The following is a 21,539-nucleotide window of genomic DNA, read 5'->3' on the forward strand; positions in this document are numbered from 1 at the left end:
GACACCCTCCACGCCCGCTGTGGCGCGGAGGGTGTTCGCCTCTGAGCGGCTTCCCCTGGTGGAGAGGTATGCCGAGCTGCTGGCCACCGAGGGCGTCGTGCGCGGTCTCATCGGACCGCGCGAGGCGCCTCGGCTCTGGGAGCGCCACCTCCTCAACTGTGGGGTGCTGGGCACCGTGGTGCCGGACGGCAGCACGCTGTGTGACATCGGCAGCGGTGCCGGGCTCCCCGGGCTGGTGCTCGCGCTGGCCCGGCCCGACCTCACAGTGACGCTCGTCGAGCCGCTCCTGCGGCGCACGACCTTCCTCTCCGAAGTGGTGGAGGAGTTCGGGCTCTCCCACGTCGAGGTGGTGCGCGGCCGTGCTGAGGAGCTGCACGGCTCCCGGACGTTCGACGTGGTCACCTCGCGCGCCGTTGCGCCCCTGGAGCGGCTGCTGGGTTGGTCGATGCCCCTCGTCGCGCCGACCGGGATCCTGGTGGCGATGAAGGGTTCCTCCGTCCACGAGGAGATCCAGGCCGCCGAGGCTGTTCTCCACAAGTTCCGTTGCGCGCCCCCGGAGGTGCTGCCGCTGGGCCAGGATGTCCTGGACGATGTCACCCACGCCCTCCGAGTGGCTTGGGCTGACCCGGCGCAGGTAGGTTGGCCCTTCCCGCCCACTCGTGGCTCCCAGCGACGTCGTCGCCGCACCCCCCGCGCCTGACGCGAAAGGTTCTGGTCGTGAACGAGGAACTGACCTCCGGCACCGTCCCGGGGCAGCCCGCCCACACGTTTTCCACCGATGTCGACAAGGGGGTTGAGCGCACTTCTCCACAGGATGGCCCTGGTTCTCCACAGATCGGGGACGAGGCGGGTGCCGGTGACCGGGGGACCGCGGGACCCGGTTCTGGAGACTCTGTTTCACGTGAAACCTCCCTGAGTGCCGGTGTTTCACGTGAAACGGCGCGGCCCTTCGCGGTGCGGACGGCCGGCGAGCTGGCCGAGTCGATACCGTCCTTCGACGACGACACGACGCCCCTGGCGCGCGCGGCCCAGCACTCTGTGATGGCGCGGACCGGCGGACTGCACCGTGGCAGCCCGGTCCCACGACCGGACGCGACCCGGGTCTTCGTGGTCGCGAACCAGAAGGGCGGGGTCGGGAAGACCACGTCCGCGGTGAACGTCGCGGCCGGCCTGGCGCAGCTGGGGCAGCGAGTCCTGGTCATCGACCTCGACCCGCAGGGCAACGCCTCGACCGCGCTCAGCGTCGAGCACCACCGTGGCGTGCCCTCGACGTACGACATGCTCGTCGACGGCGTCCCGCTGACCGACGTGGTGTCCACCTGCGCGGAGGTGGCGAACCTGTGGGCCGTGCCCGCGACGATCGACCTCGCCGGCGCGGAGATCGAGCTCGTCAGCGTGGTGGCCCGGGAGAGCCGGCTGCAGAAGGCGCTGGCCGGACACCCGTGGATCGGCAGCGCGGCCGAGGCAGGGGAGGAGCGCTTCGACTACGTCTTCGTCGACTGCCCGCCCTCCCTCGGCCTGCTCACCCTGAATGCCCTGGTGGCCGGCCGGGAGATGTTCATCCCGATCCAGGCGGAGTACTACGCGCTCGAGGGTCTCGGCCAGCTGCTCGAGACCGTCGAGATGGTGCGCCAGCACCTCAACCCGGCGCTGACCGTCTCCACGATCCTGCTCACGATGTACGACGCGCGCACCAGGCTCGCGGCAGGCGTCTCCGAGGAGGTGCGCAGCCACTTCGGTGACCAGGTGCTGGCCACGGCCGTGCCCCGCTCGGTGCGCGTCTCGGAGGCCCCCTCCTACGGGCAGACGGTCATGACCTACGATCCTGCGTCGGCCGGCGCGCTCAGCTATCTCGAGGCAGCCCGGGAGATCGCACGCAAGGGAGCACCCCGATGACCAGCCCCACCCCGCCCCGTCGTGGCCTCGGTCGTGGCCTCGGCTCCCTGATCCCCACGGCGCCCCCGCAGCGGGTCGCGCCGCCCGAGGGCGAGCCGACGAACGGCACCGGACCCGCCGGCGGCCTCCCGGTCGATGGCACGTCCCGTGAGGCGACCGGCACGACGGAGGCCCCAGCCCCGGGTGCTGACGGCACGGGCCCCGCGACTCCTGCGCACGCCGGTCAGGTGGACGGGTCCTACTTCGCAGAGCTGCCCATCGCGTCGGTGCGGCCGAACGCCCGCCAGCCCCGCCAGGTCTTCGACGAGGAGGCCCTCGCCGAGCTGGTCCACTCGATCCGCGAGGTGGGTCTCCTCCAGCCGGTCGTCGTACGCCGCTCGGGAGACGACGACTACGAGCTGATCATGGGTGAGCGCCGGTGGCGCGCCTCCCAGCAGGCCGGTCTCGCGACCATCCCGGCGATCGTCCGCGACACCGAGGACACCGACATGCTCCGGGACGCGCTCCTGGAGAACCTGCACCGCTCCCAGCTCAACCCGCTCGAGGAGGCGGCCGCCTACGGCCAGCTCCTGGAGGACTTCGGCTGCACCCACGACGAGCTCGCCCAGCGGATCGGCCGCTCGCGCCCCCAGATCAGCAACACCCTGCGCCTGCTGAAGCTCTCCCCGGCCGTCCAGCGCCGGGTCGCCGCAGGCGTGCTGTCGGCCGGGCACGCCCGGGCCCTGCTGTCCATCGATGACGCCGACCTCCAGGACCGGCTCGCCTCCCGCGTCGTCGCCGAGGGCATCAGCGTGCGCGGCCTGGAGGAGATCGTCTCCACCGGCCCCAGCCAGTCCTCGTCCAGCCGCTCCCCGCGCAACAAGCCGGTGGCCCCGGGGCTCACCGACCTGGCCGAGCGGCTCTCCGACCGGCTGGAGACCCGGGTCAAGATCGACCTCGGGAAGTCCAAGGGCAAGGTGACCGTCGAGTTCGCCTCCCTCGACGACCTGCGCCGCATCATCGACATCATCGACCCGCGCAACCGCATCGACCGCCCCATCTGAGTCGGCTCCCACGGCCGCTGTCCGCGGGACGTCAGACGTTGGGCCGGGACCGGGGCTGATGCAGGTGCGTACGACGCTCGGGCGGCCGAGGTGGTCGAACGGTGTGCACCGACATGCGACGGCCCGCGGGACGTCGTAAGCGGCGGCATCGCCGGTTGGCAGAGCCGAAGCCGCACGGCCCCAAGGCCATATGTCGATAAAACGACATGTCGATAGAGCGACGTATCGCCGAGTCACCCAGCCTTGGCGGCGCGGGCAGCCTTGCGGCGGGCGCGCTCGCGCTTCTCCTCGACGTCCATCCGGGCGGCCTCCTCCAGCGTCGGCGCGGAGCCGCCCAGGCGGGCCGGCACCCACCAGGCGCCGGGGGGCTGCTCGTCGGCGGGATAGCGCGCGATCGCGTCGTCGAGCATCGCCGACATCCGGGCCTTCAGCTCGGCCGTCTCTGCCATCGGGTCGGCACCGGTGGGGTGGAACGGCTCCCCGACGGTGATCGAGATGGTCTTGCCGCGCGAGAAGTCCTTGGGGTGGTCCTTGGTCAGCATCCGCTGGGTGCCCCACAGGATCACCGGGACGATGGGGACGCCCGCCGCAGCGGCGATGCGCACGGCGCCGGTCTTGAACTCCTTGAGCTCCATCGCCCGCGAGATCGTCGCCTCCGGGAAGATCCCGACGGCCTCGCCGGCGCGCAGCGCCTCCACTGCGGCGTGATAGGACGCCAGTCCGTCGCCGCGGTCCACCTGGATGTGGTGCAGCGAGCGCATGAACGGGCCGCCGACCACGTGGTCGAAGATCTCCCGCTTGGCCATGAAGCGCACGAGCCGCTTCGACGGGTTGGCCGCCAGCCCGCCGTACACGAAGTCGACGTAGCCGATGTGGTTGTAGACGAGCAGCACGCCGCCCGTGCGCGGCACGTGCTCGGTGCCGGTCATGGTGAACCGCTGGCCGAGGGCCCTGAAGGCCGCCTTCGCGGTGAGGATGACGGGGGGATAGGTGAGGTCGCGCATGTCGGGGAGCCTAGGGCGTACGCCGCGGCGCGGGGAGTGCCCGTATCAGCGACGAGTCGCCAGGAAGTCGGCGATCCGGCCGATCGCCTCCTCGAGGATGCTCGCCTCGGGCAGCGTGACGAGACGGAAGTGGTCGGGGCGCGTCCAGTTGAAGCCGGTGCCGTGGGTGACCAGGATCTTCTTGGCGCGCAGCAGGTCGAGCACGAACTCCTGGTCGTCCTCGATCTCGTAGACCTCGGGGTCGAGGCGGGGGAAGCAGTAGAGCGCGCCGCGGGGGCGGACGTTGGAGACGCCGGGGATCTCGTTGAGCAGCCGGTTGGCGAGCATCGACTGCTCGTAGAAGCGGCCGCCGGGGACGATCAGCTCCTCGACCGACTGGTAGCCGCCGAGCGCCGTCTGGATCGCGTGCTGGGCGGGCACGTTGGGACACATCCGCATGTTGGCGATCAGGGTGAGGCCCTCGAGGAAGTCGGTGGCGAGCTCCTTGGGACCCGAGACCATCAGCCAGCCGGCGCGGTAGCCACAGACCCGGTAGGCCTTGGAGAGGCCGCTGAAGGTCAGGCAGAGGACGTCGTTGCCGGCGAAGGTGGCCGCGTGGTGATGCCGCGAGTCGTCGAAGATGATCTTCTCGTAGATCTCGTCGGCGAAGACGACGAGCTGGTGGCGCCGCGCGATGTCGATGAGGCCCTTGACGACCTCCTCGCTGTAGACCGCCCCGGTCGGGTTGTTGGGGTTGATGATCACCAGGCCGTGCGTGTTCTCGGTGATCTTCGACTCGATGTCGGCGAGGTCGGGGCACCAGCCGTTGGACTCGTCGCACTCGTAGTGCACGGCCGTGCCGCCCGACAGCGTGATGGCGCCGGTCCATAGCGGGTAGTCCGGCGCCGGCACCAGGATCTCGTTGCCGTCGTCGAGGAACGCCTGCAGCACCATCGTGATCAGCTCGGAGACACCGTTGCCGATGAAGACGTCCTCGACGCCGACGTCGCGGAGGCCGTGGGACTGGTAGTAGTGCATCACCGCGGTGCGGGCCGACCAGATGCCCTGCGACTCGCTGTAGCCCTGCGACTCGGGCAGGTGGTGGATCATGTCGGCGATGATCTGCTCCGGCGCCTCGAAGCCGAACGGCGCGGTGTTGCCGATGTTCAGCTTCAGGATGCGGTGGCCCTCTGCCTCCAGCCGCTGGGCCTCGACGAGGATCGGTCCGCGCACGTCGTAGCGGACTCCCTGCAGCTTCTTGCTCTGTCGGATGCGGCGCACGAAAGCCATCCTCTCAGGCGCACCGCGCCCCTAGCATGGGGATATGGCGCGCCGGACAGTGCACCTGACCCTCGACCACCTCGAGGAGCTCCGCGCGCCCTGCCGCTCCTGCCTGTTCTGGGAGCTCGACGCGGTCAGTCGCGCGCGGCTCGACGGCGAGGAGCCCGAGCGCGAGAAGGAGGCCTGGCTCTCCGAGGTGCTGCGCGAGTGGGGCTCCTGCGGCCGGGTCGCCATGGTCGACGGCGTCCCGGTCGGGTACGTCGCCTACGCGCCGGCCGCCTTCGTGCCGGGAGCCGGGTCGATCCCGACCGCACCGCCCTCGCCGGACGCCGTGCTGCTCACCACCGCCTGGGTGGCGCCCGAGCACCGACGCGGCGGACTGGGCCGCCTGCTGGTGCAGGGGATGGCCCGCGACCTGGTCCAGCGCGGATTCGGCGCCGTCGAGGCGTTCGGTGACACCCGCGGGCGGGCGGTAGGCTGCGTGCTGCCGGCGGAGTTCCTCGGCCGCGTCGGCTTCAAGACCCAGCGCGCGCACCCCACGACGCCGCGGATGCGGATGGAGCTCCGGTCGGCCATCTCGTGGAAGGACGAGGTGGAGCAGGCCTTGGAGCGCCTCTGGGGTGCCGTGCGCCCCTCGGCAGCCCGCCCGGGTGCCACCCACGGCTCGGTCAGGCACGCAGCGCCGCGTTGAGCCGCGCCGCCTGGCGCAGCAGGTGGTCGCGCTCGGCGAGGTTGGGCGCGGCCCGGGCCGCCTCGGCGTAGAGGCGCGCCGCCGTCACCGCGTCGCCGTCGCGCTCGCGGAGGTACGCCGAGACGGCGGTGTGGCGGGGCAGGCCGGGATCGAGCCCGGCCAGGGCCGCGAGGCCGGCCCGCGCGCCATCGGCCTCGCCCACGGCGACCGCCCGGTTGAGGCGGGCGACGGGGCTGCCGGTGAGGCGGACGAGCTCGTCGTACCACTCGACGATCTGCGGCCAGTCGGTCTCGTCGGCTCGCGCCGCGTCCGCGTGCAGCGCCGCGATCGCGGCCTGCGCCTGGAACTCGCCGAGCCGGTCCCGGGCGAGCGCGGCCTGGAGGATGTCGACGCCCTCGGCGATCATCCGGGTGTCCCACCGGCTGCGGTCCTGCTCGGCCAGGGGCACGAGACTGCCGTCCGCGCCCCAGCGGGCGGGCCGCCGCGCGTGATGGAGCAGCATCAGGGCGAGCAGGCCCGCGACCTCCTCGTGGTCGATCCTCGCCGCGAGCTCGCGGGTCAGCCGGATGGCCTCGGCCGCGAGGTCGACGTCGCCGGAGTAGCCCTCGTTGAACACGAGGTAGAGGACCCGCAGCACCGTCCGCACGTCACCGGGCTGGTCGAACCGGACCTCGGCGACCGTGCGCTTGGCACGGCTGATGCGCTGGGCCATCGTCGGCTCCGGCACGAGGTAGGCCTGGGCGATCTGCCGCGTCGTGAGTCCTCCCACCGCGCGGAGCGTGAGCGCCACGGCCGAGGCGGGCGTGAGGGACGGATGGGCGCAGAGGAAGTAGAGCTGCAGGGTGTCGTCGGCCGCCTCGCCCGGCCCCGGACCGGGCTCCTCCCCGACGCGCGCCTCGCGCCGCCTCCGCGAGGTGTCGGCACGGACGGTATCGAGGAACTTGCGCCACGCCACGGTGACCAGCCAGCTCTTCGGCTCCCGCGGCGGCTGCTCAGGCCACACGCGCAGCGCCTCGAGCAGGGCGTCCTGCACGGCGTCCTCGGCCGCCGCGAAGTCAGCTCCGCGGCGGACGAGGACCCCGATCACGCTGGGCGTGAGGGACCGGAGCAGCGCCTCGTCCACCGCCCGTCACTCCGTGACGGTCGGCGGCGCGGCCAGGAAGGGCCGCACCTCGAGCCACTCGTGGATGGGCTTGCCGCCGGCTCCGGGAGCCGCCGAAAGCTCGCCCGCGAGCTCGACCGCCCGGTCGTGGCTGTCGACGTCGATCACCATCCAGCCCGCGATCAGGTCCTTGGTCTCGGCGAAGGGACCGTCCGTGACCGGCGGCCGGCCCTCCCCGTCGTACCGGACCCAGCTGCCCTCCGGGGACAGGGCCTGCCCGTCGACGAACTCGCCGGTGTCCTGGAGCCGGGCGGCGAAGTCCTCCATGAACTGGAAGTGGGCCGAGATCTCCTCAGGGGTCCACTGGTCCATCGGCACGTCGTTCACCGGAGCCGGGGCGCCGCGGTAGTGCTTGAGAAGCAGGTACTTGGCCATGGTTCATCTCCTTGTGCGGTGCGGCCCCTGGTGGCCGCGTTCGCACCGGGGACGAAGCCACCGGGCACGTCTCGACATCCCGGCTCGAGGATTCATGGACATCTTCGCCGGAGAGTGCAGACGGGCGCACGACCCGATGGGTCGTGCGCCCGTCCGTGCCGAGCTCCGACGACTCGACTCATCCGGTGGATCGAGCCGAGTCGGTCGATCGAGCGGGGTGAAGCTCTCAGATGAAGCCCTCGAGCTCCTTGAGGAGCGCGGCCTTGGGCTTCGCGCCGACGATGGACTTCACGACCTCGCCGTTCTGGTAGACGTTGATCGTCGGGATGCCCGTCACGCGGTAGTTCGACGGGGTGACCGGGTTTTCGTCCACGTTCATCTTCAGGAGCGTGATCTTCTCGCCGTGCTCGGCGTTGATCTCGTCGAGGATCGGGGCGACCTGGCGGCACGGGCCGCACCACTCGGCCCAGAAGTCGACCAGGACAGGCTTGTCGGACTTGAGGACCTGAGCTTCGAACTCGGCGTCGGTCACGGCGGCGATGTTGCCCACAGCATTTCCCTTTCGTAGGTCCCGCCCGGTGGCGGGGTGTCAGCGCAGAGGCTTAGTACGTCCCAGTCAACACCACCGCACGGACAGTTTGTTCCCAGCACCGGAGGCGTCCGGGACTGGTGATGCCACCACATAGTGAAGTACCTTCACTACATGTCAGGAAGCACGATGCCGCCCACCAGGGCACTGGACGGCCTGCTGGCCCTGAGCGCCCTGATGACCACCGACATACAGCGCTTCGAGCGCGAGCACGGCCTCACCACCGCGCGCGTCCACCTGCTCTGGCAGCTCGGAGCCGCCGGTCCGAGCACCCAGCGTGACCTGGCCGAGGCGCTGCGGGTCACCCCGCGCAACGTCACCGGCCTGGTCGACGGCCTCGTCGGCTCGGGCCACGTGACCCGCGAGCCGCACCCCGGCGACCGCCGCGCCACGCAGGTCACCCTCACCGCGGCCGGCAGCCGCTTCGTCACCGAGCTGCAGCGCAGCCATCAGGACCTGGCCGACCGACTCTTCGGCGACCTGCCGGAAGACCGGCTCGTGGCCTTCGTGGCCGTCCTGGACGAGACGCTCGAGCGCTTCGCCGGGCTGATGGGGGAGACAGGCGAGCAGGAAGGGACCGCATCATGACCGTCGTACGACGCGCCGCCCCGCTGCTGAAGGACGCCGTGCTGCTCGAGCTCGCGCTCTACAAGGCTCTGCTGCGCTGGCTGCTGCGCCGCCCCGACGTCCCGGCCGGCAGCACTCCGGTCGGCTACTCCCGGCTCGCGGGACCGATGATCTGGCTGTGGATCTTCGGCTCGGCCGTGGAGGTCGTCGTCCTCGACGTGGTGCTGCACCGCTGGCTGCCGTGGCTGCGGATGCCGCTGCTGGTGGTCGGGATCTGGGGCCTGCTGTGGATGCTCGGCTTGCTGGCGTCCTACCGCGTGCGACCTCACCTGCTCACCGACACCGTGCTGCGGGTGCGCAACGGCGGCCGCACCGAGGTCGTCGTACCCCTGGAGGCCGTCGAGTCGGTGCGGACGGTCGAGCACGAGCTACCGGGCGTCATCAAGGCGGTCCACGTCGAGGACGACCTGCTGCTCGTCGGCGTGAGCAGCCGCACCAACCTCGAGCTCACGATGCGCGAGCCGACGGCGCTGCGGCTGCCCCACGGCACGGTCACGGTGAGCCGGGTGGGCCTGTGGGTGGACGAGCCGCGGGAGGTCGCCGCCCGGCTGCGGGTCAGGCGCCCGCAGACACCTCGGCGATGACGACGGCCGCCGTCTCCTCGGCCGAGCCGGCCGTCGAGGCGTGGTGGTCGAGCATCGCGATGTAGCGCTCCGCGTCGAGCGCGGCCGCGCAGCCGGTGCCGGCGGCAGTGACGGCCTGGCGGTAGTGGTGGTCGACCAGGTCGCCGGCCGCGAAGACACCGGGGATGTTGGTGGTCGTGAAGGGGTGGTTGACCAGCACGTAGCCGTCGTCGTCGAGGTCGACCTGGCCGGTCAGCAGCTCCGAGCGCGGGTCGTGGCCGATCGCGATGAACAGGCCGGTGACGTCGAGCTGGCGCTGCTCGCCGGTGACCGTGTCGCGCAGGGTGATCGACTCGAGGCGGTCGTCGCCGTTGATCGCGGCGACCTCGGAGTTCCACACCATCTCGAGCTTGGGGTCGGCGAAGGCGCGCTCCTGCATGATCTTGGAGGCGCGCAGCTCGTCGCGGCGGTGCACCAGGTAGACCTTCGAGGCGAAGCGGGTCAGGAAGGTGGCCTCCTCCACCGCGGAGTCGCCGCCGCCGATGACCGCGATCGCCTGGTCGCGGAAGAAGAAGCCGTCGCACGTCGCGCACCAGGAGACGCCGCGGCCGGAGAGCTCCTCCTCGCCGGGCAGGCCGAGCTTGCGGTAGCCGGAGCCCATCGCGAGGACCACGGACCGGGCCGTGTAGGTGTCGGTGGCGGTCCTCACGACCTTGATGTCGCCGGTCAGGTCGACCTCGACCACGTCGTCGGTGACCAGCTCGGCGCCGAACCGCTCCGCCTGCGCGCGCATCTCGTCCATCAGGGCCGGACCCATGATGCCGTCGCGGAAACCCGGGAAGTTCTCCACCTCGGTGGTGTTCATCAGCGCACCGCCCGCGGTGACCGAGCCCTCGAAGACCAGCGGCTTCAGCGAGGCGCGCGCGGCGTAGACCGCCGCCGTGTAGCCCGACGGGCCCGACCCGATGATGATGACGTTGCGGGTCTGGTCATCTGCGGGGGTCTCAGGGGTCACGACGGGGCTCCTCGGTATGGCTCGGCACAGATCAGGCGTACGACGACGCAACCGATCGTAGGCGAGCGATGTTCCCGACGCGCGACGCGCCCACGGCGGCCGTCGCTCAGGGGCGCGTGAGCGTGACGGAGTCCACGGGCAGGGTCGCGCCGCACAGGTAGACCGCTACCCGCTGCCGGCCCGGGGAGACGTCGCGCACGAGCATCACGGCCCGCGCCCCGTCGTACGTCACGGGCACCCGGCGACCGGGGACCGTGGTCGGCACCACGCACCCGGCGGCGTTGTCGGTGGTGGCGTCGGCCGGAGGCAGGGAGCCGAGGGCCTCGGCGGCCTGGCGCTCCAGCGAGCCGTCGCTGGACAGGCGGGGGAGGCCGCTGTCCTTGTCGGTCCGCAGCTGGGCCCCGCCGCTCAGCGGCGACTCTCTGGGGGCAGCCTCCCCGGAGGTCGCGTGGGGGTCCTCGCCGGCCTCGGAATTGCCCTCGCCCGAGTCGTCGGCCTGGCCCTCGGCCACGGTGCCACCCGTGTCGGTCGCCGCGTCGAACCCGTCGGGCGGAAGCAGCTGGGGGAGCGCCACGCCGCCGGCGACGAGGGCGGCCGCCGCGACGAGGAGGGAGGCGGCCCGGCGGCGACGCCGCGCGGCCAGGGGTACGACGGTCGCGGCCGGGCTGTCGTCGCGGGGGGCAGTCAGCTCGGCGAGCCGCGCGTCGAGCCGGGCGACGACGTGCTCCGGGGTCGGCTCGGTGTGGCGGGCGCCGCGCAGGAGGGCGCGCACGGACTCCTCCTGGGCCGGGGTCAGCTCGGGATCGGTCATGGGGCACCTCCTTCGGGGCAGCGGTGGGCGCGCAGGGCGGGGAGCGCGGGGGTCAGGTCGCGGGGCGTGGGGGACCGCGTGGCGGGCTCGTGGTTGGGACGTCCTCAGCGGCCGGAGGGTTCCCCGGGTCGGCCGGGTCGGCCCGGTCGGGGCGAAGCACGCCGAGCAGGGTCGCGAGCCGGACGCGGCCGCGGGAGCAGCGCGACTTCACCGTGCCCTCGGCGCAGTCGAGGATCTGCGCGACCTCGGCCACGGAGTAGCCCTCCATGTCGACCAGCACGAGCGCCGCCCGCTGCTCCGCCGGCAGCGAGGCCAGGGCGGTGAGCACCAGGTGCCGGCGCTCGTCGGCGACGGCGACCTCCGCCGGGTCGTCCACGGGCGTCGCGGCCGCCACGAGCGACCCGCGGTCGTCGAGGTCGTCGGGCAGGGCGTCGGCTGCACGCACCTTGGCGGCGCGCAGCCGGTCGAGGCAGGCGTTGACGACGACCCGGTGCAGCCAGGTGGTGACGGCGGCCTCGCCGCGGAAGGAGCCGGCGCGCCGGAACGCCGCGACCATGCCGTCCTGGAGCCCGTCGGCGGCGTCCTCGGGGTTGCCCATCGTGCGCAGCGCGACGGCCCAGAGCCGGTCGCGGTGGCGGGCGAACAGCTCGCCGAACGCGTCCGCGTCTCCCGCCACGTGGGCGCTGAGCAGCTCGTCGTCGGACCGTTCGCTCACCCGCGCACCTCGACCTCGGCGACGTGGCCTCGGTAGCGCCCGTCCTCCTGGTCCTGGGGCAGCGAGGTGAGCCAGACGGTGACGAACTGGCCCGACACCGCCTCCTCCAGCGTGAAGGTGAGCCTGCCCGTGCCTGTCTGCTCGCCGACCGGCGTGAGCCCGTCCACGGTCGTGGGTCGCTGGGTCGTCACATAGATCGACACCGACGTCGGTCCGCCGAGCGTGGTGACGTCGACCTCGCGGACGCCCTTGGTGCCCTGCAGGTCGAGGATGAGGCCGACGCCCTTCTTCAGCGCGGGCACGGCGGGGCCGAGGTTGTCGTCGTAGCCCGCCGTCTGCCACGACGTCTGGTCATTGCCGTCGAGGACGAGCGGCACGAGCTCGGGATACTCGTCCTTCGGCTCCGCGCCCTGCGGATCGAAGTCGTCCGCAGTGATCCCGGCCAGCGGCCTCGGCTCGGCGGGCGCCACGCCGCCCTGGTTGGTGGTGCCGGGGTCGGGGCTGTCGGGCGTGCCGAGCTGGTACGCCGCCACGGCGGCCACCAGGACGAGCATGCACAGGGCGACCAGCATCGCCAGCCGGATCCAGCTGCGCCCGGGCACGACGTCGCCCGTGGTCTCCTCCCAGGAGGGCCACGAGCCGCTCCCGGCCGAGGACGCACTCAGCGGTCCGCTGCCGCTCGCCTCCCATGGCCAGTAGTCCGGCGCGGCGGCCGCGCGGCTGCCGGGCTTGGGCCGGCGGACTGGCTCACCCTCGGGCGGGTCGGGGGCGAAGAGCGGCTTGGCCTCGGGCTCTGCCAGCGGTGGCGGAGGAGCGGGCTTCTCCGTGCGCAGCCGGTGCCAGTCGACCTCGTCGGTGTCGTCGTGGAAGACCGGCATCCCGGCCTCGGTCGGCAGCTCTGCCGCGGTGACCGGCTGGCCCGGTGTGCCCGCTCGCGGGGGTAGTCCGTGACGAACGGACCCTGAACCGGGCGTCTCGAGGGTCCGATCGTCACGGACTACCCCGGCGCCAGGCTCCGGCGCCGCCGGCTTCGCCCGGGTCGGCGCCTCGAGCTGGACCCGGAGGGTGGGGTCGACCGGCGCCTGGACCGTGGGCTCGTCAACGGGTTCGGGTGTCGGCTCGGCCGGGGGCTCCGGCTCGGGGGCGGGCCCTGCCTCCTGCCCAGGCTCCCGCTCGGGCGCTGTCACGATCCACCGAGCCGGCGCCGGCGGGAGCGGGCGGTGCGCGCGTGCGGGCTCGGGCTCGGGCGCGCGGTCGCCGAGGAAGGCCCCCAGTGCCGTCGCGATCCCTGCCGCGGTCGTCAGGTCGTGCTCGCTGCGCTGCGGCTGGTCCTTGGCGGGGTTGAGCACCTGGTCGCAGAGCAGGTCGAGCGCGCGCGGGATGCCGGCCCTGACGCGCCGGGGCCGGAGCACCCACCCGTGGTCCTGCAGCGCCGGCGGCACCCGGGAGCCGGAGACGCCGGCCCAGCGGCCCGTGAGCGCGGCGTACAGCAGGCCGGCCAGGTCGACGACGTCGGCGGTGAGCCGGCCCGGGGGCAGGCCGTGCAGCGCGGCGTCGACCTCGAGGCCGATCAGCCGCACCTCTCCGTTGACGTCGACGAGCACGTTCTCCGGGTTGAGCCGACCGTGCGCGATCCCCACGGCGTGCGCCCGGGCGATGGTCTCGGCGACCTCGGCGACCAGCCAGGCGGCCCGGCGGGGCGCGAGCGGTCCCTCGCCGGACAGCATGACGTCGAGAGAGGTGCCCTGGCCCCACTCGTTGACGACGTAGCAGCGGTCGTCGAGGCACTCGGCGTCCAGCACCCGGAGGATCCGGCGGTCGACGACCCGCGCCGACCGCTTCGCGGCGTCGAGCATCAGCGGCACCCGCTCGTCGCCCGCGGGGATGAGGTGCACGGCCACGTGCCGCGACAGCACCCGGTCGTAGGCGCGCCAGAAGCGGCCGCCACCAGCCTCCGAGAGCAGGTCCTCGAGCTGGTAGCGGGCACCCAGGACGTCGCCGGCGCGCGTGGAGTCAGCCACGGGTGCTCTCACTCTCCTCCCGGCGCGGATGCGCTCCCATCCTAGGACGCGTCATGATCGCCGCAGGCGTCCCACGAGGGTGTCCAGCAGCACGGTTACCTCACGGATCCGCAACGCCCTGGCCAACGCGACCAGCACGACGAGGGCCGCGGTGCCGGCGAGGCCGCCGCGCACGGCGGAGACGACCGGGTGCGGCTGGTCGCCCAGCCCCGCCAGGCCCCGGGTGACGGCCCACGCGGCCAGCGTCGCGAGGCCGACGGCGACCACCATGCGGACCAGGAAGCGCACCAGCACCGGCGTGTCGAGGCCGCCGACGAGGCGTCGGAGCGCGCCATAGCTGAGCAGGGAGCCCACGGCGTACGCCGCGAGGTAGGCCAGGGCCAGGGCCGGCGACGTGTGCTCGGCGGGGGCCCGGGAGACGAGCGTGACGGCGACGACCACGTTGGTCGCGGCGATGGCGCACTGGATGACGAAGACCCGCCGGGTCAGCTCGAGGGCGTAGAAGCCGCGCAGCATCAGGTAGTGCACGGTGAAGAAGACGAGGGCCGGGCCGAAGATCGCGAGCGAGGGCACGATCAGGTGCACGTCGTCGCGGCCCGCGCCCCAGCCGAACATCGCGTTGGCGACGTCGGGGGCAACCACCGGCAGCAGGGCGGCGAAGGGCAGCACCAGCACCAGGCAGGTGCGCAGGGTGCTCGCCAGGGTGTGCCCCAGGTCGGCCAGCCGGCCGTCGTGGGCCTGGTCGGAGATCCGGGGCAGGATCGCGGTGGCGAGCGAGACGGTGACGATCGAGTGCGGCACCATCACCAGCAGGAAGGCGCTGGAGTAGACCGTGTAGCCGGTGCCCTCGCCCCCGTGCACGGTGCCGCCGGACGCCAGCCACACCACGACGAGGTAGGCGACCTGGTTGACGACGACGAACAGCACGGTCCACAGGCCCAGCCGCAGGGTGCGGGCCAGGCCGGGGTCGCGGAAGTCGAACCGCGGCCGGTAGTGGAAGCCCGCGGCCTTGAGGTAGGGCACCAGGATGAGCAGCTGGGCGACGATGCCGAGCGTCGAGCCGAGTCCGAGCAGGACCTCCTGGTCGGGGGCGTACGCCGCGTACTTCCCGGCGCCGGTGGCCTTGCCGTAGAGCACGAGGTAGGCCGTGAGCATCACGACCGCGATCAGGTTGTTGGCGATCGGCGCCCACATCATCGGGCCGAACCGGCCGCGGGCGTTGAGCACCTGTCCGACCAGCACGAACATGCCGTAGAAGAACACCTGCGGCAGGCACCAGCGGGTCAGGTCGACCATGGACTCCAGGTGGGCGGCACGTGCGGGCTCGAAGTACCCCGGGTGGAGGTAGAGGCGCAGCAGCGCCGGTGCCGCGACAACCAGGACGAGCGTGACGGCGGCCAGGAAGAGCGCCGAGAGCGTGATCACCCGGCTGGCGTAGGCGTCGCCGCCGTCGGGGTCCTCCTTCATCGCCCGCACCAGCTGGGGCACCAGCACCGCGTTGAACACGCCGCCCGCGACCAGGATGTAGACCATGTTGGGCAGCGTGTTGGCGATCGAGAAGAGGTCGCCGTGCAGCAGCACGCCAAGGGCCGCCACCAGCAGCATGCTGCGCACGTAGCCGCTGAGCCGTGACACCACCGTGCCCGCGGCCATCACGGCGCTCGAGGCGAGGATCCGCTGGTCGGTCACGCGGTGGCCTCGCGGGCGGCGACGAGGCGGCGGCGCAGGCGCAGGGCCATGGCGCCGACGAGGATGGCGGCACCGAGCCCCATCACCACCCAGATGATCCGGCTGGCCTGCGCGGCCCGGACGGGGAGCACGTCGCTCCCGCCGAGCGGCCTGCCGTCGACGTCGGTGACGACGAGCCGCACGTCGTGGATGCCGAGCCGGTCGGTCGTGATGTCGGGACGGATGCGCGTGCGGGACGCCGGCGCGAGCGTGATCGGGCCGAGGTCCTCGAGACTGACCTCGTCCTCCGACTCGGCGGCCACCCGCACGGTCACGATCTGGTCGAGGCCGTTGACGAGGGTGGCGCCGAACCGGCCGGTCTGGCTGGACAGGGTGACCTTGCTGGGCGCCTCGACCTCGATGGAGGCGAGCTGTCCGCGGAGGTATCTCGTGGTGGCCTCGGCGGCGGCCACGCCCCGGCCAGGGCGTTCGCGGTGGGCGGAGGAGAGCGTCGTGAGAGCCTCGTCCGCGACCTGCGCCTCGACCGTGGTCACCGCGGTGAGCACCTTCTCCAGCTGGCTGGCGGCCGCGATCATCTCGCGGGCCGCGGCGAACGCCGGCCGGTCGAGCTCGCCCTGCAGGTCCTCCTCGGTGTAGACCAGGTCACGGGCGGTCGCCGAGACGGCCGGCCGATCGACGACCTCGTTGATGCCGACGGCGCGCAGCCACGGCAGCTCCAGCGGCCCGAAGAGGTCGGCCGGGTCGCGGGGGTGCCAGTCGGCGGGCAGCATCACGACCACGGGAGCGGTGTCGCCGGCGGCGAGCCGCAGGGACGCCTCGCTGAGCAGCCGCTGGCGGACGGCGATCGGGTCGCCGTCCGGGGCGGGTGCGGGACCGCCGGCCGCGGCGGCCGTGCTGGTGACGATCACCTTGTGGCCCAGCATCCGCACCATCGAGGTGGGGCTGGCCGGCGGTACGGCGAACGCGGTGTCGCCCAGCAGCACCGTCGACTCGGGAGCCGCGGCCTCGACCGCGGCAGCACTGAGGATCCCGTCGCGCGGGGCGAGCGCGGGGGTGGCGAACACGCCCGTGGCCTCCATCACCACGCGCGACCGGGTGACGCTCCGGTCGAACAGCTCCCGGTCGTGGGCCAGGGCCGCGGACGCGTCGATGTCGCCGTAGGGCAGGGCCAGCACGTCCTGGCCGGCCATGGCGGTCCGGAAGCGCTCGAGCCACGCGGTCGCGGCGGCCTGGGCGGCCGCCTGCTCGTCGGTCGTCTCGTGGTCCGGCTCCTCGGAGACGAAGGGGGAGGGGGACTCGCCCTCCTGGCCGGCTCCCGTCTCGCCGCCGTCGGGCTCGGCCTCACCGTCGCCCTCCGCGCCCTCGGCCGGGAGCTTGGCCGGGTCGGGGGCGAGGCTGCGAGGCGGGTTGCCCTTGGCGAGCCGGTCGACCGCGACGAGGACGGCCGGGTCGACCAGCCAGGAGAGCCGGGAGGCGCCCGCCGCGTCGGCCACGTCGAGGAGCGACTCCAGGCGCCCGCCCTCGGACAGCGACCGGGTCCACTGCGGGACGCGGGCGATCTGGCCGTCGGGCTCGTGCCAGACCGTGCCCCGCACGGGCACCACGAACGCCGCCTCGACCTGGCTGTCCGTCTCGGCGACGAGCGGCAGGAAGGTGCGCGCCCGCCCCACGGCGTACTCGGGACGCACTCCGTCGACCGCCCCGAGCGCGTGCACGCCGAACCAGTAGACGCCGGGCGCCGCCGCGTCGATCGTGAGCTCCTCCCACGGGATGGAGAGGGTGAACGGCGCCGACTGGCCGGGCTCGAGGACGTCGACGGTGGTCCAGGTGCTGGGCGTGATGACCCGCTCGCCGACATACTCCAGCGGGTCGATGGCCGCCGAGGCAGCCAGCGAGCCGGTGTCGGTGATCGGAGTGGTGGAGCGGAAGGCGTGGAGGTTGACGTCGGTCCAGGTCTCGTCGCTGGCGTTGGTCACCGTGCCGCCCACGACGACGGGCTCGCCGGGCTGCAGGGTGCTCGGCAGGAGGGCGTCGATGCGTACGACGAGGGGGTCGTCCTCGGCCCGCGGCGCCGCGTGTGCCGGGGCCCGGGCCAGGCCGAGGGACAGCACCACGACGAGCCCCGCGAGGACCGCCACCACGACCCTCCGGGCAGGCGAGGACGAGGACGGGCGGGGCACGCACCGACTGTAGTTGTTTCCACACACACGGCCCCCGGGGGGCACGCACTAGAGTGGCCTGTCGTGTCCGACGCCCCCCGCACCTCCCTCGATCGCCCCGCGGCGCAGCCTCCCGGGCTGCCGCCGCTGCAGATCGCCGAGGTGCAGCGCCGTGTGGGCGCGGAGCTGGACCGGATCGGCCCGGTCATCGACGAGCTCGGCGAGCGGTTCGCGTCGGCGGGGGAGCAGCTGGCCCTGGTCGGAGGCCCCGTGCGCGACGCGATGCTCGGCCGCCTGCAGAACGACCTCGACTTCACCACGTCGGCGCGGCCGGAGACCACCGAGCGGCTGATCGCCGGCTGGGCCGACGCCGTGTGGGACATGGGCCGCGCCTTCGGCACGATCGGCTGCCGCAAGGGCCCCTGGCAGGTCGAGATCACCACCTTCCGTGCGGACACCTACGACCCGACGTCGCGCAAGCCCGACGTGGAGTACGGCGACACGCTGGCCGGCGACCTCGGCCGGCGTGACTTCACGGTCAACGCGATGGCGGTGACGCTGCCCGACCGCGGCTTCGAGGACCCCTTCGGCGGCCTGCTCGACCTCGCGCACCGGGTGCTCCGCACCCCGGGCCGTCCCGAGGACTCCTTCTCCGACGACCCACTGCGGATGATGCGGGCCGCGCGCTTCGCCGCCCAGCTCGGCTTCGGGGTCGCCCCCGAGGTCGTCGAGGCGATGACCGCGATGGCCGGCCGGATCGAGATCATCTCCGCCGAGCGGGTGCGCGACGAGCTGGTCAAGCTGGTGTGCGCACCCCACCCGCGGCTCGGGCTCACCCTGCTGGTCCAGACCGGGCTCGCCGACCACGTGCTGCCGGAGCTGCCGGCGCTGGCGCTGGAGCGCGACGAGCACCACCGCCACAAGGACGTCTACGAGCACACGCTCACCGTCCTGGAGCAGTCGATCGCGCTGGAGGACCGGCTCGGCGGCGGTCCGGACTTCATCTCCCGCTTCGCGGCGCTCATGCACGACGTCGGCAAGCCGCGCACCCGCCGCTTCGAGGCCGGCGGCATCGTCACCTTCCACCACCACGACGTGGTCGGCGCCAAGCTCACCCACAAGCGGATGCAGGCGCTGCGCTTCTCCAACGCCGAGATCGACGCGGTCAGCAAGCTCGTCGAGCTGCACCTGCGATTCCACGGCTACGGCACGGGCGAGTGGACCGACTCGGCCGTACGCCGCTACGTCCGCGACGCGGGCGACCAGCTCGAGCGGCTGCACATCCTGACCCGGGCCGACTGCACCACGCGCAACCGCCGCAAGGCCGAGCGCCTCCGGCGTACCTATGACGACCTCGAGACCCGCATCGCCCGGCTCTCGGAGGAGGAGGAGCTCGCGGCGCTGCGCCCCGACCTCGACGGCAACCAGATCATGCAGATCCTGGGGATCGGCCCCGGGCGCGAGGTGGGCGAGGCCTACAAGCACCTCCTCGACCTGCGCCTCGAGCACGGCCCGGCGACGCCGGAGGAGGCGAAGGCTGCGCTGCTCGAGTGGTGGGCCGAGCGGACCGGCGGCGGCCCCGCGACCGCGAAGTGACGAGCGCCACCTCGCGCTGACGAGGCGGGTACCCGCAGGTAGCGTGCGCCGCACATCCGTCCTCCGAGGAGTCTCATGCCGCTCACCGACGTCGCCCCGCTCGAGGCCACCATCGCGATCGACGCCCCGCCCGCCCGGGTCTGGTCGCTGGTCTCCGACCTGACCAACATGCGCCGCTGGAGCCCGCAGAACCGCCGCACGATCGTCCTCGGCGGCGAGACGAGGAACGGCGCGAAGTTCGTCAACATCAACCGCCGCGGGCTGCTCGTCTGGCCGACCCAGGGGATGGTCGTGGAGTACGAGGCGCCCCGACGGATCGCCTTCCGGATCAAGGAGAACTGGACGATCTGGTCCTACACCCTCGAGCCGACCGGCACCGGCGGCACCCGCCTGGTCTCCCGGCGCGAGGCGCCCCAGGGCATCTCCGACCTGTCCGTCGGGCTGACGAAGACCGTGCTCGGCGGCGTCGACACCTTCACGGCCGAGCTGCAGGCGGGCCTGGAGGAGACGCTGGCGAAGATCAAGGCCGACGCCGAGCGCCCGTAGGTGCATCTCCTGGTGAAGCCGCACGCTCCGGCCGGCGCGCAATGCAGCGACCCGGCAGGAGCCTGCGGCTCCTGCCGGGTCGTCGGTCAGCGCGAGGTCACTCGCCGCGGATGAACTTCTCCAGCTCCTCGCGGCCGTGCGAGTCCTCCATCTGCACCGGCGGGGACTTCATCAGGTACGCCGAGGCGGGGAGGATCGGGCCGCCGAGACCGCGGTCCTTGGCGATCTTCGCCGCGCGGACGGCGTCGATGATGATGCCCGCGGAGTTGGGGGAGTCCCACACCTCGAGCTTGTACTCCAGGCTGAGCGGGACGTCACCGAAGGCGCGGCCCTCGAGGCGGACGTAGGCCCACTTGCGGTCGTCGAGCCACGCCACGTAGTCGGACGGACCGATGTGCACGTTGCGGCTGTCGATCTTGTCGGCCAGCTCGCCCGACAGGTTGGACGTGACGGCCTGGGTCTTGGAGACCTTCTTGGACTCCAGGCGCTCCCGCTCGAGCATGTTCTTGAAGTCCATGTTGCCGCCGACGTTGAGCTGGTAGGTGCGGTCCAGCGCGACGCCGCGGTCCTCGAACAGCTTCGCCATCACGCGGTGGGTGATGGTGGCCCCCACCTGGCTCTTGATGTCGTCACCGACGATCGGGACGCCGGCGTCCTCGAACTTCTTCGCCCAGACCGGGTCGGAGGCGATGAAGACGGGCAGCGCGTTGACGAAGGCGACCTTCGCGTCGATGGCGCACTGGGCGTAGAACTTGTCGGCCTCCTCCGAGCCCACCGGCAAGTAGGAGACGAGCACGTCGACCTGCTTGTCCTTGAGCACCTGGACGACGTCGACCGGCTCGGCACCGGACTCCTCGATGGTCGCCCGGTAGTACTTGCCGAGGCCGTCGAGCGTCGGGCCGCGCTGCACCTCCACGCCGAGCGTCGGGACGTCGCAGATCTTGATCGTGTTGTTCTCCGAGGCGTTGATGGCCTCGGAGAGGTCCTTGCCGACCTTCTTGTCGTCGACGTCGAACGCGGCGACGAACTCCACGTCGCGGACGTGGTAGTCGCCGAACACGACGTGCATGAGACCAGGGACGGTGCCCGCCGGGTCGGCGTCCTTGTAGTAGGTCACGCCCTGGATGAGGGAGGTGGCGCAGTTGCCCACCCCCACGATTGCGACTCGTACGGAACCCATCGGGGTCTCCTTCTAGCTACTCGGGTGCTGGTCGGTCTGGATGCCGGTATCGGCCGAGCCACGCTCGGCCTGGATGAGGTCGGAGAGCCAGCGCACCTCGCGCTCGACCGACTCCACCCCGTGCCGCTGGAGCTCTGCGGCGTAGCGGTTGACTTCTGCCTGCGTGCGCTCGAGCTCCTGCTGGACGCGCGTGAGGCGCTCCTGGAGGCGGGTGCGCCGCCCCTCGAGCACGCGGAGGCGGATCTCCATGTCGGTGCGCCCGAAGAAGGCGAACCGGATGTCGAAGTTGTCGTCCTCCCACGCCGTCGGGCCGACCTCGGACATCAGCCGCTCGAACTCGGCGTGCCCGGCCTCGGTCACCTGGTAGACGATCCGCGGCCGCCGGGTCACCGGAGTGGTCTCGGCTGTCTCCTCGATGAGACCGCCCCGGAGCATCTTCTTCAGCGCGGGATAGAGGGAGCCGTAGGACAGCACCCGCCCCCACCCCAGCATCAGGTTGAGACGCTTGCGCAGCTCGTAGCCGTGCATGGGTCCCTCGTGCAGCAGTCCGAGGACTGCCAGCTCGATGTTCTCACCACGACGACGTGCCATACGACC

General features: G+C 72.4%; 21 protein-coding genes. 8 read left to right on the forward strand and 13 right to left on the reverse strand.

What is annotated here, in order from left to right:
• Nucleotides 1-31 precede the first annotated feature (31 nt).
• The 3 genes from rsmG to DDE18_RS00325 all read left to right on the forward strand — a co-directional run bounded on the left by rsmG (nucleotide 32) and on the right by DDE18_RS00325 (nucleotide 2,939).
• The gene (rsmG, locus tag DDE18_RS00315) at nucleotides 32-700 is read left to right on the forward strand and encodes a 16S rRNA (guanine(527)-N(7))-methyltransferase RsmG (protein WP_116570255.1); all 669 of its coding nucleotides are present in this window, start codon (nucleotides 32-34) and stop codon (nucleotides 698-700) included.
• Between the two features lie 254 nt (nucleotides 701-954).
• Nucleotides 955-1,896, forward strand: a complete 942-nt coding sequence (locus tag DDE18_RS00320) for a ParA family protein (protein WP_281258309.1) — start codon at nucleotides 955-957, stop codon at nucleotides 1,894-1,896.
• Nucleotides 1,893-2,939, forward strand: a complete 1,047-nt coding sequence (locus DDE18_RS00325) for a ParB/RepB/Spo0J family partition protein (protein ID WP_116570256.1) — start codon at nucleotides 1,893-1,895, stop codon at nucleotides 2,937-2,939. The genes DDE18_RS00320 and DDE18_RS00325 overlap by 4 nt, the downstream gene beginning before the upstream one ends.
• A gap of 233 nt (nucleotides 2,940-3,172) precedes the next feature.
• Here the strand turns inward: DDE18_RS00325 and DDE18_RS00330 are convergent, their stop codons facing one another.
• Nucleotides 3,173-3,943 (reverse strand): lysophospholipid acyltransferase family protein, encoded by a 771-nt coding sequence (locus DDE18_RS00330; RefSeq protein WP_116570257.1) that lies wholly within the window; start codon nucleotides 3,941-3,943, stop codon nucleotides 3,173-3,175.
• A gap of 45 nt (nucleotides 3,944-3,988) precedes the next feature.
• The gene (locus DDE18_RS00335) at nucleotides 3,989-5,212 is read right to left on the reverse strand and encodes a pyridoxal phosphate-dependent aminotransferase (RefSeq protein WP_342748895.1); all 1,224 of its coding nucleotides are present in this window, start codon (nucleotides 5,210-5,212) and stop codon (nucleotides 3,989-3,991) included.
• A 34-nt stretch (nucleotides 5,213-5,246) separates the two neighbouring features.
• On the opposite strand from DDE18_RS00335, the gene DDE18_RS00340 reads away from it, so the two are divergent.
• A complete protein-coding gene (locus DDE18_RS00340) occupies nucleotides 5,247-5,894 on the forward strand; it encodes a GNAT family N-acetyltransferase (protein ID WP_116570259.1) in 648 nt (215 codons plus the stop codon).
• Here DDE18_RS00340 and DDE18_RS00345 read toward each other — a convergent pair.
• The 3 genes from DDE18_RS00345 to trxA all read right to left on the reverse strand — a co-directional run bounded on the left by DDE18_RS00345 (nucleotide 5,872) and on the right by trxA (nucleotide 7,981).
• Nucleotides 5,872-7,017: an RNA polymerase sigma factor gene (locus DDE18_RS00345; protein WP_116570260.1), complete on the reverse strand. Its 1,146-nt coding sequence runs from the start codon at nucleotides 7,015-7,017 to the stop codon at nucleotides 5,872-5,874. The genes DDE18_RS00340 and DDE18_RS00345 overlap by 23 nt on opposite strands.
• Nucleotides 7,018-7,023: 6 nt before the next feature.
• Nucleotides 7,024-7,431: a YciI family protein gene (locus tag DDE18_RS00350; RefSeq protein ID WP_116570261.1), complete on the reverse strand. Its 408-nt coding sequence runs from the start codon at nucleotides 7,429-7,431 to the stop codon at nucleotides 7,024-7,026.
• A gap of 226 nt (nucleotides 7,432-7,657) precedes the next feature.
• The gene (gene trxA, locus DDE18_RS00355) at nucleotides 7,658-7,981 is read right to left on the reverse strand and encodes a thioredoxin (RefSeq protein WP_116570262.1); all 324 of its coding nucleotides are present in this window, start codon (nucleotides 7,979-7,981) and stop codon (nucleotides 7,658-7,660) included.
• A 153-nt stretch (nucleotides 7,982-8,134) separates the two neighbouring features.
• On the opposite strand from trxA, the gene DDE18_RS00360 reads away from it, so the two are divergent.
• Both DDE18_RS00360 and DDE18_RS00365 read left to right on the forward strand, forming a co-directional pair.
• Nucleotides 8,135-8,608, forward strand: a complete 474-nt coding sequence (locus DDE18_RS00360; protein ID WP_133241109.1) for a MarR family winged helix-turn-helix transcriptional regulator — start codon at nucleotides 8,135-8,137, stop codon at nucleotides 8,606-8,608.
• Entirely contained in the window at nucleotides 8,605-9,231 is a 627-nt protein-coding gene (locus tag DDE18_RS00365; RefSeq protein ID WP_116570264.1) for a hypothetical protein, read from the forward strand. Before DDE18_RS00360 ends, DDE18_RS00365 begins: the two co-directional genes overlap by 4 nt.
• Here the strand turns inward: DDE18_RS00365 and trxB are convergent.
• From trxB to DDE18_RS00395, 6 genes are all read right to left on the reverse strand, one after another.
• A complete protein-coding gene (trxB, locus tag DDE18_RS00370) occupies nucleotides 9,203-10,225 on the reverse strand; it encodes a thioredoxin-disulfide reductase (RefSeq protein WP_116570265.1) in 1,023 nt (340 codons plus the stop codon). The two genes, DDE18_RS00365 and trxB, sit on opposite strands and share 29 nt — an antisense overlap.
• A 106-nt stretch (nucleotides 10,226-10,331) precedes the next feature.
• Nucleotides 10,332-11,036: a hypothetical protein gene (locus DDE18_RS00375; protein ID WP_116570266.1), complete on the reverse strand. Its 705-nt coding sequence runs from the start codon at nucleotides 11,034-11,036 to the stop codon at nucleotides 10,332-10,334.
• Nucleotides 11,037-11,088: 52 nt separating this feature from the next.
• Nucleotides 11,089-11,751 carry an RNA polymerase sigma factor SigM gene (sigM, locus tag DDE18_RS00380; protein WP_116570267.1) on the reverse strand — a complete coding sequence of 221 codons (663 nt, stop codon included), beginning with the start codon at nucleotides 11,749-11,751 and terminating at the stop codon, nucleotides 11,089-11,091.
• Nucleotides 11,748-13,772 carry a lipopolysaccharide kinase InaA family protein gene (locus DDE18_RS00385; RefSeq protein ID WP_116570268.1) on the reverse strand — a complete coding sequence of 675 codons (2,025 nt, stop codon included), beginning with the start codon at nucleotides 13,770-13,772 and terminating at the stop codon, nucleotides 11,748-11,750. The genes sigM and DDE18_RS00385 overlap by 4 nt, the downstream gene beginning before the upstream one ends.
• Before the next feature lie 51 nt (nucleotides 13,773-13,823).
• Entirely contained in the window at nucleotides 13,824-15,461 is a 1,638-nt protein-coding gene (gene murJ / locus DDE18_RS00390; protein WP_245916366.1) for a murein biosynthesis integral membrane protein MurJ, read from the reverse strand.
• A complete protein-coding gene (locus DDE18_RS00395) occupies nucleotides 15,458-17,641 on the reverse strand; it encodes a hypothetical protein (RefSeq protein WP_133241110.1) in 2,184 nt (727 codons plus the stop codon). Before DDE18_RS00395 ends, murJ begins: the two co-directional genes overlap by 4 nt.
• A gap of 132 nt (nucleotides 17,642-17,773) precedes the next feature.
• Between DDE18_RS00395 and DDE18_RS00400 the strand changes: the two genes are divergently transcribed.
• Together DDE18_RS00400 and DDE18_RS00405 are read left to right on the forward strand one after the other, a co-directional pair.
• Nucleotides 17,774-19,216, forward strand: coding sequence for a CCA tRNA nucleotidyltransferase (locus tag DDE18_RS00400; RefSeq protein ID WP_116570945.1), 1,443 nt, complete (start codon nucleotides 17,774-17,776; stop codon nucleotides 19,214-19,216).
• 75 nt (nucleotides 19,217-19,291) lie between these two features.
• On the forward strand, nucleotides 19,292-19,762 hold the full coding sequence (locus tag DDE18_RS00405; protein ID WP_116570270.1) for an SRPBCC family protein: 471 nt from the start codon (nucleotides 19,292-19,294) through the stop codon (nucleotides 19,760-19,762).
• A gap of 97 nt (nucleotides 19,763-19,859) precedes the next feature.
• Here DDE18_RS00405 and DDE18_RS00410 read toward each other — a convergent pair whose 3' ends face one another.
• On the reverse strand, nucleotides 19,860-20,942 hold the full coding sequence (locus DDE18_RS00410) for an inositol-3-phosphate synthase (protein WP_116570271.1): 1,083 nt from the start codon (nucleotides 20,940-20,942) through the stop codon (nucleotides 19,860-19,862).
• A 12-nt stretch (nucleotides 20,943-20,954) separates the two neighbouring features.
• Nucleotides 20,955-21,533, reverse strand: a complete 579-nt coding sequence (locus DDE18_RS00415) for a PadR family transcriptional regulator (protein WP_116570272.1) — start codon at nucleotides 21,531-21,533, stop codon at nucleotides 20,955-20,957.
• Nucleotides 21,534-21,539 lie beyond the last annotated feature (6 nt).

Source organism: Nocardioides gansuensis, assembly GCF_003076135.1.
Classification (GTDB): domain Bacteria; phylum Actinomycetota; class Actinomycetes; order Propionibacteriales; family Nocardioidaceae; genus Nocardioides; species Nocardioides gansuensis.

Bases quoted from the DNA above. Each gene is read 5' to 3' on its own strand.
- DDE18_RS00360 (WP_133241109.1), top strand. From the start codon at position 8,135: ATGTCAGGAAGCACGATGCCGCCCACCAGGGCACTGGACGGCCTGCTG.
- DDE18_RS00405 (WP_116570270.1), top strand. From the start codon at position 19,292: ATGCCGCTCACCGACGTCGCCCCGCTCGAGGCCACCATCGCGATCGAC.
- DDE18_RS00365 (WP_116570264.1), top strand. From the start codon at position 8,605: ATGACCGTCGTACGACGCGCCGCCCCGCTGCTGAAGGACGCCGTGCTG.
- DDE18_RS00330 (WP_116570257.1), bottom strand. From the start codon at position 3,943: ATGCGCGACCTCACCTATCCCCCCGTCATCCTCACCGCGAAGGCGGCC.
- DDE18_RS00325 (WP_116570256.1), top strand. From the start codon at position 1,893: ATGACCAGCCCCACCCCGCCCCGTCGTGGCCTCGGTCGTGGCCTCGGC.
- DDE18_RS00415 (WP_116570272.1), bottom strand. From the start codon at position 21,533: ATGGCACGTCGTCGTGGTGAGAACATCGAGCTGGCAGTCCTCGGACTG.
- DDE18_RS00340 (WP_116570259.1), top strand. From the start codon at position 5,247: ATGGCGCGCCGGACAGTGCACCTGACCCTCGACCACCTCGAGGAGCTC.
- DDE18_RS00410 (WP_116570271.1), bottom strand. From the start codon at position 20,942: ATGGGTTCCGTACGAGTCGCAATCGTGGGGGTGGGCAACTGCGCCACC.
- DDE18_RS00350 (WP_116570261.1), bottom strand. From the start codon at position 7,431: ATGGCCAAGTACCTGCTTCTCAAGCACTACCGCGGCGCCCCGGCTCCG.
- DDE18_RS00375 (WP_116570266.1), bottom strand. From the start codon at position 11,036: ATGACCGATCCCGAGCTGACCCCGGCCCAGGAGGAGTCCGTGCGCGCC.
- DDE18_RS00335 (WP_342748895.1), bottom strand. From the start codon at position 5,212: ATGGCTTTCGTGCGCCGCATCCGACAGAGCAAGAAGCTGCAGGGAGTC.